The following is a 14,351-nucleotide window of genomic DNA, read 5'->3' as shown; positions in this document are numbered from 1 at the left end:
CGCGCAGGACGGCCACATCGGCGGCGGCGGCCCGGTGCTCGGCCGTGAAGGCGGCGTCCGCGCGGTCCTCCGGCGACAGCGGCTCGCCCGTGATCGCGGCCATCAGCGGGTCGGTCCCGCCGTGTTCGGCGCCCATGTCACACCACCTCGTCCTCGTGCAGGCGGGAGCGCAGGGCGCGGACCGCCGCGTGCAGCCTGCTCTTGACCGTGCCCTCGGGGATGCCGAGTTCGTCGGCGATCCCGCGCACGGAGAGATCGGCGTAGAAGCGCAGCACCAGGACCTGGCGCTGGGTGGCGGGCAGCTCGTCCAGGCCCTGGGCCACGGCGAGGGAGAGCACGCTGGTCTCCTCCCCCGAGGGGTGCGCCTGCTGGCGCAGCGAGGCGAGGCGCGCGCCGATCCGCTCCTGGCGCTTCTTGGCCCGGTGCCAGTCCATGGCCAGCCGGGACGCGACGACCGCCGCCCACGCCGACACGTCCCGCGGCGGCTCGTGGCCGTCCGCGGCCCGCTCCAGCAGCCTCAGGCGGACCTGCTGCACCCCGTCCGGCAGGTCCGCCTGCGGCACCCCGCCCAGGGCGAGCACCGCCCGCACCCGGCGTTCCTGGGCCGCGTCCAGCGGATCGTCCGCGACACCCCGGACGGCGCCGCCCACCTGGCCGCGGCGGGCCGTTCTGCGCAGCACAGCCACCCCTCCCCTCGCCGTGTCGTGACTGTGACGCCGGGGCGGGCCGAAAGGTTCGGCCGGGGGTCCCCCGATCTCGCGGACCGGGACGGAGGCGTACGTCACACCTTCGCGTGGCCGGGGGGCGGTGGGGCAGGCGAGCTTGCGGCGCGGGGCCCGCGCGGGGCCGGTTTCTCCAGCCCGTCCCGGGTACGGGCGGCAGATCCGGAGCCGCGCGGGTCCGGGCGGCGTCCCAGGGTTCGGGCATCGCGGTCAAACAATTGGACAGGCGGCCCGAGGCTGACCGCATGATGGAAAGACCTCGGCCATGCCGCAGACACAGACAAGCCACACAGAAGGAGTCGCCGTGAGGGTCGGAATCGTCGGAGCCACCGGTCAGGTCGGCACGGTCATGCGCAGGATCCTCACCGAGCGCGCCTTCCCGGTCACGGAGCTGCGGCTGTTCGCCTCCGCGCGCTCGGCGGGCTCGGTCCTGGACGGCGTCACGGTGGAGGACGCCTCGGCGGCCGACTACTCCGGCCTGGACATCGTGCTGTTCTCGGCGGGCGGTTCGACCTCCCGGGAGCTGGCGCCGAAGGTCGCCGCGCAGGGCGCCGTGGTGATCGACAACTCCTCCGCCTGGCGCCGCGACCCCGAGGTCCCGCTGGTCGTCTCCGAGGTGAACCCGCACGCGATCGCCGACCGCCCCAAGGGCATCGTCGCCAACCCCAACTGCACGACGATGGCCGCGATGCCGGTGCTGAAGCCGCTGCACGCCGAGGCCGGCCTCGAAGCGCTCGTGGTCGCCACCTACCAGGCCGTCTCCGGCTCCGGCCTGGCCGGTGTGGACGAGCTGTTCGAGCAGGTGAAGAAGGTCGGGGACGACGCGCCGAAGCTGACGCACGACGGCTCGGCGGCCCCGTTCCCCGCCCCGCACACGTACGTCGCGCCGATCGCGTACAACGTCCTGCCGATGGCCGGCTCGCTCGTGGACGACGGCCTGAACGAGACCGACGAGGAGCAGAAGCTCCGCCACGAGTCCCGCAAGATCCTGGAGATCCCCGGTCTGAAGGTCTCGGGCACCTGTGTGCGCGTGCCCGTCTTCTCGGGCCACTCGCTCCAGGTCAACGCCCGCTTCGCGCGCCCGATCAGCGCGGAGCGCGCCAAGGAGCTGCTGGCCGGCGCCCCCGGCGTGGCCCTCTCCGACGTCCCGAACCCGCTCCAGGCGGCCGGCCAGGACCCGTCGTACGTCGGCCGCATCCGCGCCGACGAGACGGTCGAGCACGGTCTCGCGCTGTTCCTGTCCAACGACAACCTCCGCAAGGGCGCCGCGCTGAACGCGGTGCAGATCGCGGAGCTGGTGGCCGCCGAGCTGAAGGGCTGACGGCCCGAGGACACCGCTGAGGGGCGCCGCCGGGCAGGGCGGCGCCCCTCACGCGTGCCGCGCCCGCCGCCTCCTCCTCCTCGACGGCGGTGGTGCCGGCGGGAACCATGTGGCGGGATCGGCGGGGAGGGAACCGATCGGCGCCCGGCACCGTCTGCACTGCGCAGGTCCTTCCGGCCGCCGGTCCGACGGCGTGCGCTCGGCGGTCCGTCAGGGCGCCGGGCGCACGCGCGCGTGCGCCGCCCACCGGCGGTAAACGGACATCGCGTTCCGGTCAGGTCCCGTGGAAGGATGGCGCAACCGACACATATCGAGGAGATGACCGCGTGCCTGGCACAAACCTGACTCGCGAAGAGGCGCGGCAGCGGGCGAAGCTGCTCACCGTTGACTCGTACGAGATCGATCTGGACCTCTCCGGCGCGCAGGACGGCGGTACGTACCGGTCCGTGACGACGGTGCGCTTCGACGTCGCGGAGAACGGCGCCGACTCCTTCATCGACCTCGTGGCACCGACCGTCCACGAGGTGACCCTGAACGGCGACCAGCTCGACGCGGGCGCCGCCTTCAAGGACTCCCGGATCGCCCTGACCGGGCTGCTCCAGGGCCCCAACGTCCTGCGGGTGGTGGCCGACTGCGCCTACACCAACACCGGCGAGGGCCTGCACCGCTTCGTCGACCCGGTCGACCAGCAGGCGTACCTGTACACGCAGTTCGAGGTGCCCGACGCGCGGCGCGTGTTCGCGTCGTTCGAGCAGCCCGACCTGAAGGCCACCTTCCGGTTCACCGTGAAGGCGCCCGAGGGCTGGACGGTCGTCTCCAACTCCCCCACGCCGGAGCCCCAGGACAACGTCTGGTCCTTCGCGCCGACGCCGCGCATCTCGACGTACATCACCGCGCTCATCGCGGGCCCGTACCACTCCGTGCACAGCGTGTACGAGAAGGACGGCCAGTCCGTGCCGCTGGGCATCTACTGCCGTCCGTCGCTGGCGGAGTTCCTGGACTCGGACGCGATCTTCGAGGTGACCCGGCAGGGCTTCGACTGGTTCCAGGAGAAGTTCGACTACGCCTACCCGTTCGAGAAGTACGACCAGCTGTTCGTGCCGGAGTTCAACGCAGGCGCGATGGAGAACGCGGGCGCGGTGACCATCCGCGACCAGTACGTCTTCCGCTCGAAGGTGACGGACGCGGCGTACCTGGGCCGCGCCGAGACCATCCTGCACGAGCTGGCGCACATGTGGTTCGGCGACCTGGTCACCATGGAGTGGTGGAACGACCTGTGGCTGAACGAGTCGTTCGCCACGTACACCTCCATCGCCTGCCAGGCGCACGCCCCGGGGACGCGCTGGCCGCACGCGTGGACGACGTTCGCGAACCAGATGAAGACGTGGGCCTACCGGCAGGACCAACTGCCGTCCACGCACCCGATCATGGCGGAGATCCGCGACCTGGACGACGTCCTCGTCAACTTCGACGGCATCACCTACGCCAAGGGCGCCTCCGTCCTCAAGCAGCTCGTGGCCTACGTCGGCCAGGACGAGTTCTTCCGGGGCGTGCAGACGTACTTCAAGCGGCACGCGTTCGGCAACACGCGCCTGTCCGATCTGCTCGGCGCGCTGGAGGAGACCTCGGGCCGCGATCTGAAGGCGTGGTCGAAGCAGTGGCTGGAGACGGCCGGCATCAACGTGCTGCGGCCCGAGATCACGACGGACGCCGACGGCGTGATCACGTCGTTCGCGATCCGCCAGGAGGCCCCGGCGCTTCCGGCGGGCGCGCAGGGCGAGCCGGTGCTGCGCCCGCACCGCATCGCGGTGGGCCTCTACAACCGGGACGCGGCCTCGGGCAAGCTGGTGCGCGTCGAGCGCGTCGAGCTCGACGTCGACGGTGACCTGACGGCCGTGCCCGAGCTCGCGGGCCGGACCCGCCCGGACGTGATCCTGCTCAACGACGACGACCTGTCCTACGCCAAGGTGCGGCTGGACGAGGCGTCGCTCGCCTTCGTCACCGAGCACCTCGGCGACTTCGAGTCCTCGCTGCCCCGCGCCCTGTGCTGGGCGTCGTCCTGGGACATGACCCGCGACGCGGAACTCGCCACCCGCGACTACCTCTCGCTGGTGCTGTCGGGCATCGGCAAGGAGTCCGACATCGGTGTCGTGCAGTCGCTCCACCGGCAGGTGAAGCTGGCGATCGAGCTGTACGCCGCGCCCGCCGCCCGCGAGGCGCTGCTGACCCGCTGGACGGACGCCACGCTCGCGCACCTGCGCGCGTCGGAGCCGGGCAGCGACCACCAGCTGGCGTGGGCGCGGGCGTTCGCGGCGACGGCCCGTACACCGGAGCAGCTGGACGTGCTGGAGGCCCTGCTGGACGGCTCGCAGTCGGTCGAGGGCCTGGCCGTCGACACCGAGCTGCGCTGGGCGTTCGTGCAGCGGCTCGCGGCGGTCGGCCGCTTCGACGAGCAGGAGATCGCGAGCGAGTACGAGCGCGACCGTACGGCCGCCGGTGAGCGGCACGCCGCCACGGCCCGCGCCGGCCGTCCGACGGCGGAGGCCAAGGCCGAGGCGTGGGCGTCGGTCATCGAGTCCGACAAGCTCCCGAACGCCGTGCAGGAGGCGGTGATCGCGGGCTTCGTGCAGACCGACCAGCGGGAGCTGCTCGCCGCGTACACGGACCCGTTCTTCGAGGTGGTCAAGGACGTCTGGGACAGCCGCTCGCACGAGATCGCCCAGCAGATCGCGGTCGGCCTGTACCCGGTGCTGCAGATCTCGGAGGAGACCCTGCGCACCACGGACGCCTGGCTGGAGTCGGCCCGGCCGAACGCGTCACTGCGCCGGCTGATCTCCGAGTCCCGCGCGGGCGTGGAGCGCGCGCTGCGGGCCCAGGAGGCGGACGCCGCCGCGGCGGAGTAGACCCGCCGTACCGGACGCGGGGCGCGGGCGCCCGGGGGTCCCCCGGGCGCCCGCGCCGTCTCCGGGAGCCTCCCGCACCGTCCGTCAGGCCCGGCCGGCCTCGCCGGCGGCCTCCCGCAGGGCGCTCGGCACCTGTGCCGCGGCACTTCCTTGCGGGCGGGCGTGCGGCCCCAGATACTCGCGCCATGAGCGAACCCCCGCGGCGCCCGGACCCGGTCGACGCAGCCCTCGACGACTGGGCGGCGGTACGGCCCGACCTCGACACCCGGGCGCTGGAGGTCTTCGGGCGGATCTTCCGGCTGGCCCGCACGGTGGGCGACCGGATGGAGGAGGCGTTCGCGCCCTTCGGCATCTCGCGCGGCGAGTTCGACGTGCTGGCGACCCTGCGCCGGGCGGGCGAACCGTACACGCTCTCCCCGCGCCGGCTCTCGGCGACGCTCATGCTCACCACCGGCGGTATGACCGGCCGGCTGGACAAGCTGGAGCGCGCCGGTCTGCTGCGCCGCTCGCCGGACCCGCACGACCGCCGAAGCCTTGAGGTCAGCCTGACCGGGGAGGGCCTGGCCCTGGTGGACCGGGCGATCGACGCCGGTCTGGCCACCCAGGCGCAGGCCCTGTCCGCCCTGGACGACGAGGAGGCCGGCCGACTGGCGGACCTGCTGCGCGCGTTGACGTCCGGGACGCCCGGCTGACCGGGCCCGCCCGTGCGCCCGCGAACGGCCGGACGCGTCGTACCGGCGACGCTCCTCCCGGGAGCAGCCCGCCCGTGCGCCCGCGAAGGCCGGAGGCGGGCCGCGGGAAGCCGGGCCGCACGCGCGCAGGGCGCCGCCCTCGCGGTCCGTGGGCGTCAGCGCGTACGGACGGCGAGGGCGGCGCCCTGTGGGGCGGCCGGGAACGGGCGGGGCGGGCCCGGGGCGGACCTCCGGTCCGTCAGACCTTCGCCTTGGCCTTGGCCTTCGGCTTGGGCTGCCGGTCCGTGGAGCGGTCGAAGACCATCACGAGACCCGCGATGACGGCGAAGATCACGATCGGGGCGATCACGAACTGGGCCAGCGTCTCCATGACGCTCAGGCCCTGACCGGGGTCGTCGCCGTCGTCGCGCGTGACCGCGAGCGCAGGTGACGACATCAGCAGCATCATCAGCGTCGTACCGGAGGCCAGGGCGCCGGCGCGCAGGGCGTTCTTCATGTCCACGGGGCCAAAAATATCGAACCGCGGGAGGCGGCGCGCGCCCGGGGTGCCGTAAGAGGCACACCGGGGGCGCCGCGACCGCTTCCCGGGCGCCTACTCCCGCGCCCTCAGCACCTCCATGAGGGCCCGCATCCGGGGGGAGCGCGCCAGTTCCTCCAGGGTCACCGGCCTGCCCCGGGCGTCCGCGACGGGCAGCCGCCAGTTCGGGTACTGGTCCCAGGTCCCGGGCAGGTTCTGCGGGCGGCGGTCGCCGACGCCGTCCGGGAGCCACACCCCCACCATGCGCGCCGGGGTGCGCAGCAGGAACCGGTGGACGGCCTGGATCTCCGCCTCCTCCTCGCCGGCGCCGTGCCCGCCGTGGGAGCCCCGCGTCAGCCCCAGCCGGGACAGCAGCTCCAGCCACTCGCCGGTGTCGGCGGCGGCCTCCGCGCGCTCCTGCTCCAGCGGGCGGGTCAACAGGCCGAGGCCGTGGCGCAGTTCGACGTGCTCACCGGTGAGACGGGCGGCGGTGGAGGGCAGGTCGTGGGTGGTGGCGGTGGCGAGGCAGCCGGCGCGCCAGGACTCCGGCGGCAGCGGGCGGCCGTCGCCGTCCCAGTCCCGCTCGAACCACAGCACCGAGGTGCCGAGCACGCCGTGCGAGCGCAGCCGCTCCCGCACGCCGGGCTCCACCGTGCCGAGGTCCTCGCCGATGACCAGGGCACCGGCCCGGGAAGCCTCCAGCACCAGGACGGCGAGCATGGCCTCGGCGTCGTAGCGGACGTAGGCGCCCTGTGTCGGCGCGTGGCCGCGCGGCACCCACCACAGCCGGAACAGCCCCATGACGTGGTCGATGCGCAGGGCGCCCGCGAACCGGAAGAGCGCCCGCAGCAGGCGGCGGTACGGCGCGTAGCCGGACTCGGCCAGCCGGTCGGGGCGCCAGGGCGGCAGGCCCCAGTCCTGCCCGCGCGCGTTGAAGGCGTCCGGGGGTGCGCCGACCGACATCCCGGCGGCGAAGTGCTCCTGCTGGGCCCAGGCGTCGGCGCCGTCGGGGTGCACCCCCACGGCGAGGTCGTGCACGATCCCGATCGGCATCCCGGACTCCCGCGCGGCCCGCTGGGCGGCCGTCAGCTGGGTGTCGGTGAGCCAGGCGAGCCGGCAGTGGAAGTCGACGCGGTCCATCAGCTCGCGCCGCGCGCGGGCCGTCTCGGGCGACCGGGGGTCGCGCAGCCCGGCGGGCCACCGCCGCCAGTCGGGGCCGTGCGCCTCGGCCAGGGCGCACCAGGTGGCGTGGTCCTCCAGCGCCTCGCCCTCCCGGGCGAGGAAGTCGGCGTACGCGGCCTGCCGGCCGGGCCCGAGCGGCACCTCGCGCACCAGTTCCAGGGCGGCGCGCTTGGCCTCCCACACCGCGTCCCGGTCGATCAACGCCCCTTCCTCCAGGACCGCTTCGCGCAGCCGGGCGGCCTGCGCGAGGAGCGCGCCCAGCCGCTCGCGGTCCTCCACGTGGGCGTACTCGGGGACGTCCTCGATCCGCAGGTGGACCGGGTCGGGGAAGCGGCGGGAGGAGGGCCGGTAGGGGGAGGGGTCGGTCGGGGTGCCGGGTACGGCCGCGTGCAGCGGGTTGACCTGGACGAACCCGGCGCCGAGGGCGCGGCCCGCCCACGTGGCGAGTTCGGTGAGGTCGCCGAGGTCCCCCATGCCCCAGGAGCGCCGGGACAGCAGGGAGTAGAGCTGGACGAGCAGTCCGAAGGAGCGCTCGCCCGGCGCGGGCAGCGCGGGCGGGGCCACGACGAGATGGCTGGTGGCGCTGCGCCCGTCGGGGGCGGTCGCGGTCAGCCGGTGGACGCCGGGCGGGAGTCCGGCGGTGCCGGTGCGTGTCTCGCCCTGCTCGGTCTCGACGCGCAGCCGGGTGCCGGGGGGCAGCACGGCCGTCGCGTCGGGCCCGCCGCCGCTCCAGCACACCACGGTCGGCGGCAGCAGCCGGGCGCCGAGTTCGTGTTCCCGGGCGGCGAGGGCGGCGGCGACGGCGGCGGGCGTGCGCGCGTCGACGCCGAGCGCGGCCAGGACGAGGGTGAGGGCGGTGACCGAGGCCGCGACGGTGCGGTCGGCGGACGGCTGGTAGGAGGGGACGACGCCGTAGAGCTCGGCGAGCCGGCGCAGGTCCTCGGGAGGCGGGTCCTCGGGAGGCGGGGCGCCGGGAGGCGGGGCGCCGGGAGGCGGGTCCTCGGAGGTGCCGGAGCCTTCGGCGGGGTCGTCGGCCGACCGCGGTCGTGTCATCTACGGCCTCATGACGCTGATGTCCAAGTCCATACCGGTGTCCATACCCGTATCCGCGCCCATGTCCCAGACGGCCGTCTCGCTCGTCAGCGGCGCCGCGTCGGCGAGCGGCGGCTCGCTGGTGAGCGGCTCGGTGTCGGGCAGCGGCGGCTCACTGGTGAGCGGGGCCTCCGTGCAGGCGCCCTCGGCGGTGAAGACACAGTCGTGCATCTCGAACTCGAAGGGCGCCTCGGGTTTGGACGGGGCCGACGCGGTGGCCATGGGATCCTCCTCGGTCGGGTACGGGGGCGGGTCATGGCAGCCCTACCCAGAAGCGGCTGGAACAGACGCGGCGAGAACGGCGAGGTGTCCCTCGTCACAAGGTCTCCTTCCAGCAGGCGGGTCCGGAGAGTGGACTCCCGCCTCCAGGGCGCGACGTCGACGACAGGAAGGCACGGGCACGTCCCCGGGTCCGTGCGATCTGCCCTCAATGACGAAGAATGCCCTGCCCCTTTAGCCACAACTTGCGGCTTTTCGTGAGCCAAAACAAGTCAATCGTGAAAACGCGGTGACGGAGTCGCGACCGTACGGCCAACAAAAAGTTGACCCCGCACAAACCCTGCTGATAAATTCCCGCTTGGCTAACTAGCATGAGCCACACGAGGGATGGGGGAACACGGGGGGATCTTTTCTTCATCTGATCCTGTCCCGCCTTCACAGGGGAAGGGAACAGGAAAGATGAAGCGTCTTGCACGCATTTCCATGATTGCAGGCACGACCGCAGTCATCACCCTGGCGCTGGCACCGATAGCCGAGGCCAGCTGGAACAGTTCCACAAGTGCCGCCAGCGTCGGCTTCGAGTCCCGACGCTGGCAGGACGAGCCGTACTCGCAGATCCTCTTCACCGGCTGCGCGACGGACGGGTCGAAGAGCACTGACGTGCAGGTCTGGAACGACATCCCGCTCCAGCCGGACGAGTCCTACGACAACAAGACGTTCACCGCATGCTTCGGCGGAGGCACCGGCAACGGCGAGTGGACCGACCTGCCGTCGGGGATGAGGGACTACTACTTCAAGATCACGAAGATCGGGGGGTCCACGTTCGGCCCGCAACTGAGCGTCCGCTCGGTCTCCGTGGACACCACGAAGGCCGACTGACGATTCAATCCAGAGGGGTGCCCCGGCAGGGCACCCCTCTTCTCTTCGGGCGAGAGTGGCTCGGTGACATCTCATGAAATTCAGTACCGCTTTCCGCAGCGGCAGCGCACGGTGGGCCTCACCCATCGTCCTGCTGATGACAGCTCTTTATTACATGGCGGGAGAAAAGGCCCCTCTTTCCAGCTATTACAATTATGCACCGACTATAGTCGCAGAACCATTGATGACGCTGTACGCACTCGCTTACGCCGTAGCGGCCGCTCTCGCGTGCTGGGAAAGCGGAGGACTTAAGAACGCGCGGGTCTGGGCCCTGGCCCCCGCCCGCTCGCGCTACCGGATTGCAGCCAACGTGCTCATTCCCGTCGTTCTTCTGTCATGGCTCGTGCTGATCCTCCCGCCGGCGATCTCGCTCGTGCGGTCAGGCACCTTTCCCACCCTTGACAGCTTGCGACTGCCGGCCGCCGCGATGTTGATCTCCGTCGCCCACGCGGTCCTCGGCTTCGCAGTCGGTTGCCGACTTCCGCGGGTCATCGCGACACCGATCCTGGCTGTGACCGTCTGGATCACTGTCGCCTTCACCCGGGCGGTTCAGCCCTACTGGCCCCGCCATGTCTCCGGACAGTTCGGCACTTACGGATTCGGGGAGGTCCCCGACCTGATCACCGTCGCGGTGCCCGTGATGCTGGCCGGCGGCATCGCCCTCGGGCTCATGGCCCTCTGGCTTCCTCGAGGATGGGTAGCGCTACGTGTCGCGCTGGCGTGCACCGTGGGCGTGAGCGGCGCGCTCGGCGCTTACCGCGTCGCGGCGGACTGGTCCGCCGCACCCCCGCTGTCGACGGGGAACGTCGCCATGGTGTGCACCGGCAGTGCACCGCGCATGTGCGTGCCGGACTTCAACGCCCGCTACCTGCCCAAGGTCCAGCGCGACACCGCCAAGGCGTTGACGGTACTGCGCGACGCCGGCGCCACACGAGCCCGTCCCGGCATGATCACCGACGGTTACGTGGACGGCCGCTTCCAGCGGCCGTCCACGGATGAAGTCTGGCGGATGATCCTCACGCGCCCCGTGCAGAGAGGCGACGCCGTGTACCAGGTCGTGGTGAAGAGTCTGAAGTTCCAGTGCAAGCAGGTTGACGTGCGCACCGCCCGCGCAGCCTGGCTGTGGGCCGCGGTCAGGACTGGTCAGGAGGGGGCCTATCGCATGCGACGGGAGCAAGAGGGCGTGGACCCCGTGGCCCGGCAGGTGGAGAAGCAGGTGCGGGCCGACGTCGAACGAGTCCTGGCCCAGCCGAAGACCGCCCAGACCAGGTGGATCGACCAGACGCTCCGCACGTGCAAGGCGTCGGCGCGGTGAGGTGGTGGTTCAAGGCCCGCAAGGGTCACACGCTGCTGCCTCTGGCTCTGGCCGTCTTCCTCGGCGCTCTGTACGCGGTCCAGGACACCACGGTCCTGTTGCCGTCCATCGTCGGCAGCCCCCGCGTCGCCCTCTCGTTGTTCGTGCCTGTTCCCCTGCTGGCCTTCCTGATGGCCGCACTGGAGTCTCGTCTGCCCGCAGCCGAGAGTTCCGGGGTGCGGTCACTGGCACGGTTGGACAACAGCCTCATCACCGCGGTAATGGCCGCCGCGGTCCTGTGCGGCGTACTGGTGGCCGCCGTGCAAGGGACGGCGGCAGCCACCACCGGGGGCCGCAACGCCCTGTTCCTGACCGGCCTGATGCTCATAGGACGAGCCTGGGTCGGACAGGCGGCAGTGATGGTCCCGGTGGGCTGGCTGGTCACGATCGCGGTCGTCGGCTTCCGCGGGAACCTGCCCTACGCCTGGACGGTCATCGCGCTCCCCGCGGACCACGTATTCGCCGCAGCCGCCTCGCTGATCGTCTTCGCCATCGGCCTCGTCTCCCACACCCGCTCTTCGAGGAGATCAGCGTGACGCTCGAACTCACCAACTGCACATACGGGTACCGGCGCTGGAAGCCACCGGTCCTGCGTGACTTCTCGTACACCCTGCCGGAGGGACTCACCATCCTCCTGGGGCCCAACGGCGCCGGCAAGTCCACCCTGCTGAAGCTCGGGGCCTCGGTCACCCGACCCCAGCGGGGACGGGTGACGCTCGATGGCTCGCCGGCAGGTACGGCTCCCTACCGGCGAGCGGTGGCGTGGATGCCTCAGGACATCACTCCCATGCCGACTCTCACAGCCCGCGAATACGTCGCCTACATCGGCTGGCTCAAGGGCATGAACCGCACAGACGCCTGGAAGCAGGCCCGCAAGGCTCTGGTGCGCGTGAACCTCGCCGACCAGGTGGACTCCCGCACCAACCGCCTCTCCGGCGGTCAGCTGCGCCGTGTGGGTGTGGCGGGTGCGCTCGTGCACGGCGCGCGCATCCTGCTCCTGGACGAGCCCACCGCCGGCATGGACCCGTACCAGCGCCGGGTGTTCCGGGACATTCTCCGCGGACTGACCGAAGACGTACGCGTCCTTCTCTCCACGCACGACGTGGCCGACCTCGCGGAGGAGGCCGATCACGTCACGGTCATGCACGGAGGCGGCGTCATCCATCACGGCAACACGGGAACCTTCCTGCGCCACACCCCTCCCGGGACCCTGGAAGGGCGCGCCGCCGAGGCCGCGTACACCGAACTGCTGAGAAGTCGGGGCGTGGCCGCCTGATCCCTCGCCGGACCGGTGAGCGGCGTGCGGCCCCGGAGGGCCCGCCGAGCCCTGCATGCAGGCATCGGCGCGCACGCCGTCCACGCGAAAGCCCGGACCGTCAGGCCGATATGCCGTCGATCCGGGCCAGGGCGTCGTCCGCGCCGAACGGCTGCAAGTACGGCAGCCAGCGCGGGTCCCGATGCCCCGTGCCGATGATGCGCCAGGCCAGCCCGGTGGGCGGAGCGGGTTTGTGGCGCAGGCGCCAGCCGATCTCGAACAGGTGCCGGTCGGCCTTGACGTGGTTGCAGCGGCGGCAGGACGCCACCACGTTGTCCCAGACGTGCTTGCCCCCGCGGCTGCGCGGGATGACGTGGTCGACGCTGGTTGCGACGCCACCGCAGTACATGCACCGGCCCCCGTCGCGCGCGAAGAGCGCCCGGCGGGTCAGAGGAACGGGCCCCCGATAGGGGACCCGGACGAATCGCTTGAGCCGGACCACGCTGGGTGCGGGGACTGTGACGGTCGCGCTGTGCAGGTAGGCGCCGGACTCCTCGAGGCAGACGGCCTTGTTCTCGAGGACGAGGACGAGCGCGCGGCGGAGCGGTACGACGCCGAGTGGCTCGTACGACGCGTTGAGGACCAGGACATGCGGCACGGATGCCTCCTTGTGCGTCGGCGGCGCGTGGCTCGCGCCGGGACGATCTGTAGTCAGTCTCTCCTCATGCCTGGTGAAAGCGCCACCATGTCCCGGTAACGGGCTGGGAGTGTTTTCGACCACATCCGATTCCCGCCGCGGGCGGTGAACCGCTCGTCCCACCAGTTCATCCCCAGGTGGGCACCGTTCCTCCCTCGAACAGTGCGGCGATCCGCACATGATGCCCCGATAGTGTGGTGAGCCTGCCCCATCGGTGACCTCTTCGTGACCTTGACCGCCTGCCGGTGGGGCGGGCCGCTGCACTGGAGGTACCTGCCGTGTCCTTGCCCGCCGTCCTGCCGGCCGCCGGACCCACGCCGTCGCCGTCCCCCTCGGGGACCGCCCCGGCCGTCCCCTCGATCCAGGACGCCCAGGAGAGCGCGTCCCAGGCCGCCAGCTGGGTCCAGCAGAACTGGTCGACCTGGCTCGCGATAGGTCTCAGGGTCGTGCTGATCCTGGCCATCGCGGCGGTGCTGAGAGTGGTGGTGCGGCGCGCGATCACCAAGCTCATCGACCGGATGAACCGCAGCGCCCAGTCCGCGGACGGCTCGACCCTCGGCGGGCTGCTCGTCAACATCGAGCGGCGCCGCCAGCGCTCGCAGGCGATCGGCTCGGTGCTGCGCTCGGTGGCCAGCTTCATGATCATGGGCACGGCCGCGCTGATGGTCCTGTCCGCCTTCCAGATCAACCTGGCCCCGCTGCTGGCGTCCGCCGGTGTCGCGGGCGTGGCGATCGGCTTCGGCGCCCGCAACCTGGTGACCGACTTCCTGTCGGGCGTCTTCATGATCCTGGAGGACCAGTACGGCGTCGGCGACACGATCGACGCGGGTGTGGCCGCCGGCGAGGTCATCGAGGTCGGCCTGCGCGTGACCAAGCTGCGCGGCGACAACGGCGAGATCTGGTACGTCCGCAACGGCGAGGTCAAGCGCATCGGCAACCTCTCGCAGGGCTGGTCGACCGCCGCCGTGGACGTCACCGTCAGCCCCTCCGAGGACCTGGACAAGGTCAAGGGGACCATCGGCGAGGTCGCCGAGAAGATGAGCAAGGAGGAGCCCTGGAACGAGCTCCTCTGGGGCCCGATCGAGATCCTCGGCCTGGACAGCGTGATGCTGGACTCGATGGTGGTGGGGGTCACCGCCAAGACCATGCCCAACCAGTCCCTCACCGTGGAGCGCGAGCTGCGCTGGCGCATCAAGCGGGCCTTCGACGCGGCCGGCATCCGTATCGTCGGCCGCCCGCTGCACGCGGTCGAGGCGGACGTCGCCGGCGACCCGACGGCCGGCATGGCCGCCCCCTCGGCGTACGCCAGCGCCACCTCCCCCCAGTCGTTGGCGGCCACGCCCCTGACACCGCCGAACATCACGAAGTAGCCGCCCCCGGCCCCGCGGCCGTCACGAGCCCTCCCCCGTGGTCCGCGGGTCGTCGCGAGACGGCTGCCGGGGCGCGCGCACGGCTGGCACGCCCTCGCGCCCCCGACCG

At 71.9% G+C, this 14,351-nt stretch carries 13 protein-coding genes; 8 read left to right on the top strand and 5 right to left on the bottom strand.

Going from position 1 to position 14,351, the window contains the following annotated elements; genetic code table 11:
• Positions 1-137 precede the first annotated feature (137 nt).
• A complete protein-coding gene (locus SZN_RS29665) occupies positions 138-680 on the bottom strand; it encodes a sigma-70 family RNA polymerase sigma factor (protein ID WP_007502234.1) in 543 nt (180 codons plus the stop codon).
• Positions 681-1,026: 346 nt separating this feature from the next.
• On the opposite strand from SZN_RS29665, the gene SZN_RS29660 reads away from it, so the two are divergent.
• The 3 genes from SZN_RS29660 to SZN_RS29650 all read left to right on the top strand — a co-directional run bounded on the left by SZN_RS29660 (position 1,027) and on the right by SZN_RS29650 (position 5,638).
• Complete coding sequence (locus SZN_RS29660; protein WP_007502233.1) at positions 1,027-2,043, top strand: aspartate-semialdehyde dehydrogenase; 1,017 nt, start codon at positions 1,027-1,029, stop codon at positions 2,041-2,043.
• A gap of 326 nt (positions 2,044-2,369) precedes the next feature.
• Positions 2,370-4,946: an aminopeptidase N gene (gene pepN, locus SZN_RS29655; protein ID WP_007502232.1), complete on the top strand. Its 2,577-nt coding sequence runs from the start codon at positions 2,370-2,372 to the stop codon at positions 4,944-4,946.
• A 185-nt stretch (positions 4,947-5,131) separates the two neighbouring features.
• A complete protein-coding gene (locus SZN_RS29650) occupies positions 5,132-5,638 on the top strand; it encodes a MarR family winged helix-turn-helix transcriptional regulator (RefSeq protein WP_007502230.1) in 507 nt (168 codons plus the stop codon).
• Positions 5,639-5,876: 238 nt separating this feature from the next.
• Here SZN_RS29650 and SZN_RS29645 read toward each other — a convergent pair whose 3' ends face one another.
• The 3 genes from SZN_RS29645 to SZN_RS29635 all read right to left on the bottom strand — a co-directional run bounded on the left by SZN_RS29645 (position 5,877) and on the right by SZN_RS29635 (position 8,651).
• Positions 5,877-6,140, bottom strand: coding sequence for a hypothetical protein (locus SZN_RS29645; RefSeq protein WP_007502228.1), 264 nt, complete (start codon positions 6,138-6,140; stop codon positions 5,877-5,879).
• A 90-nt stretch (positions 6,141-6,230) separates the two neighbouring features.
• On the bottom strand, positions 6,231-8,390 hold the full coding sequence (gene malQ / locus SZN_RS29640; protein ID WP_007502226.1) for a 4-alpha-glucanotransferase: 2,160 nt from the start codon (positions 8,388-8,390) through the stop codon (positions 6,231-6,233).
• Positions 8,391-8,651, bottom strand: a complete 261-nt coding sequence (locus SZN_RS29635; RefSeq protein ID WP_007502224.1) for a hypothetical protein — start codon at positions 8,649-8,651, stop codon at positions 8,391-8,393. It abuts the gene before it with no gap.
• Positions 8,652-9,107: 456 nt separating this feature from the next.
• On the opposite strand from SZN_RS29635, the gene SZN_RS29630 reads away from it, so the two are divergent.
• The 4 genes from SZN_RS29630 (at position 9,108) to SZN_RS29615 (ending at position 12,196) form a co-directional block, all read left to right on the top strand.
• Positions 9,108-9,527 (top strand): hypothetical protein, encoded by a 420-nt coding sequence (locus SZN_RS29630; protein WP_139063599.1) that lies wholly within the window; start codon positions 9,108-9,110, stop codon positions 9,525-9,527.
• A 73-nt stretch (positions 9,528-9,600) separates the two neighbouring features.
• Positions 9,601-10,881, top strand: a complete 1,281-nt coding sequence (locus SZN_RS29625) for a hypothetical protein (RefSeq protein ID WP_139063597.1) — start codon at positions 9,601-9,603, stop codon at positions 10,879-10,881.
• The gene (locus tag SZN_RS29620; RefSeq protein ID WP_007502221.1) at positions 10,860-11,456 is read left to right on the top strand and encodes a hypothetical protein; all 597 of its coding nucleotides are present in this window, start codon (positions 10,860-10,862) and stop codon (positions 11,454-11,456) included. Before SZN_RS29625 ends, SZN_RS29620 begins: the two co-directional genes overlap by 22 nt.
• A complete protein-coding gene (locus SZN_RS29615) occupies positions 11,453-12,196 on the top strand; it encodes an ATP-binding cassette domain-containing protein (protein ID WP_007502220.1) in 744 nt (247 codons plus the stop codon). Before SZN_RS29620 ends, SZN_RS29615 begins: the two co-directional genes overlap by 4 nt.
• Before the next feature lie 100 nt (positions 12,197-12,296).
• Here SZN_RS29615 and SZN_RS29610 read toward each other — a convergent pair whose 3' ends face one another.
• Entirely contained in the window at positions 12,297-12,833 is a 537-nt protein-coding gene (locus SZN_RS29610; protein ID WP_007502219.1) for an HNH endonuclease, read from the bottom strand.
• A 317-nt stretch (positions 12,834-13,150) separates the two neighbouring features.
• Here SZN_RS29610 and SZN_RS29605 point away from each other — a divergent pair, with 317 nt between their 5' ends.
• On the top strand, positions 13,151-14,242 hold the full coding sequence (locus tag SZN_RS29605; RefSeq protein WP_007502218.1) for a mechanosensitive ion channel family protein: 1,092 nt from the start codon (positions 13,151-13,153) through the stop codon (positions 14,240-14,242).
• The last annotated feature ends 109 nt before the right edge of the window (positions 14,243-14,351 follow it).

The sequence above is a fragment of the Streptomyces zinciresistens K42 genome, assembly GCF_000225525.1.
GTDB lineage: Bacteria > Actinomycetota > Actinomycetes > Streptomycetales > Streptomycetaceae > Streptomyces > Streptomyces zinciresistens.
This window is presented reverse-complemented; position numbering and strand designations above follow the sequence as displayed.

Excerpts from the sequence above, each read along its gene's own strand:
- SZN_RS29650 (WP_007502230.1), top strand. The coding sequence starts at position 5,132 with ATGAGCGAACCCCCGCGGCGCCCGGACCCGGTCGACGCAGCCCTCGAC.
- malQ (WP_007502226.1), bottom strand. The coding sequence starts at position 8,390 with ATGACACGACCGCGGTCGGCCGACGACCCCGCCGAAGGCTCCGGCACC.
- SZN_RS29635 (WP_007502224.1), bottom strand. The coding sequence starts at position 8,651 with ATGGCCACCGCGTCGGCCCCGTCCAAACCCGAGGCGCCCTTCGAGTTC.
- SZN_RS29630 (WP_139063599.1), top strand. The coding sequence starts at position 9,108 with ATGAAGCGTCTTGCACGCATTTCCATGATTGCAGGCACGACCGCAGTC.
- SZN_RS29625 (WP_139063597.1), top strand. The coding sequence starts at position 9,601 with ATGAAATTCAGTACCGCTTTCCGCAGCGGCAGCGCACGGTGGGCCTCA.